The organism is Saccharothrix sp. ST-888, assembly GCF_000955975.1.
In the GTDB taxonomy this organism is placed as follows: Bacteria; Actinomycetota; Actinomycetes; order Streptomycetales; family Streptomycetaceae; genus Kitasatospora.
In genome coordinates, this window is record NZ_JYJF01000290.1 from 1 (window position 1) to 1,085 (window position 1,085).

1 pseudogene is annotated in these 1,085 nt (G+C 75.6%); it reads left to right on the forward strand.

Going from position 1 to position 1,085, the window contains the following annotated elements:
- Positions 1–17 precede the first annotated feature (17 nt).
- Positions 18–1,085, forward strand: a pseudogene (locus UK12_RS32685) (type I polyketide synthase); the annotation flags it as partial.

Here is a 1,085-nt window from a genome sequence, read left to right on the forward strand (position 1 = left end):
AGGGTGGTGCCCGTCGGGTGCTGGCCTCGTTCGCGGAGGCGTGGGTGCGCGGTGTCGCGGTGGACTGGCAGGCAGCGGCCTTCGCGGGCACCGGTGCCGAGCGGGTCGACCTGCCGACGTATGCCTTCCAGCGGCGCCGCTACTGGCTGGACGCACCGACGGCTCCGGTCACGGCCGGGCGCGACACCGCCCTCGACCCGGTGGAGGCTGAGTTCTGGGCGGCCGTCGACAGCGAGGATCTGAGCGCGCTGGCCGGCTCGCTCGATCTCGATCTCGGCGGGGATGCGCCGCTGAGTGCCGTGCTGCCCGCGCTGTCCTCGTGGCGGCGGCAGCGCCGTGAGCACTCCACGGTGGACGGCTGGCGCTACCGCGTCAGCTGGCAGCCGCTGGCGGACCTCCCCGTGCCTGTTGTCTCCGGTACCTGGCTGCTGGTGGTCCCGGCCGAGCACGCCGAGGACACCCCCTGGGTGGCGGCTGCGGCCGAGGCACTCGCCCGGCACGGCGCGGACGTCCGCCGGCTGCCGGTCGACTCGGCCGATCTGGACCGGGAGGCGCTGTCCGAGCGCCTGCGGGCCGAGCTCGCCGAGGGCGCCGCCGGTGTCCTCTCGCTGCTCGGACTCGCCGAGCAGCGTTGCGCCGCGTACCCGGCCGTGCCGTTCGGTATGGCGGGCTCGGTGGTGCTGCTCCAGGCACTGGCCGATGCCGGGTTCGAGATCCCGGTCTGGACCGCCACGCGCGGTGCCGTGGCGGTGAACCGCGCCGAGCGGCTGTCGAACCCGGCGCAGTCGCTGGTCTGGGGTCTGGGCCGGGTCGCCGCCCTGGAGGACGCAGCACGCTGGGGCGGTCTGGTGGACCTCCCCGAGCAGGCGGACGAGCGTGCCATGGACCGGCTGGTCCGGGTGCTCGCCGGAACCGGTGGTGAGGACCAGCTGGCCGTGCGGGCGTCGGGGGTGTTCGTCCGTCGTCTGGTGCACGCGCCTTCGGGGGCGGCGCCGGTGGAGGGCTGGCGCCCGTCCGGGACCGTGCTGGTGACCGGTGGTACGGGTGCGCTGGGCGCGCAGGTGGCCCGCTGGCTGGCGCGGAAC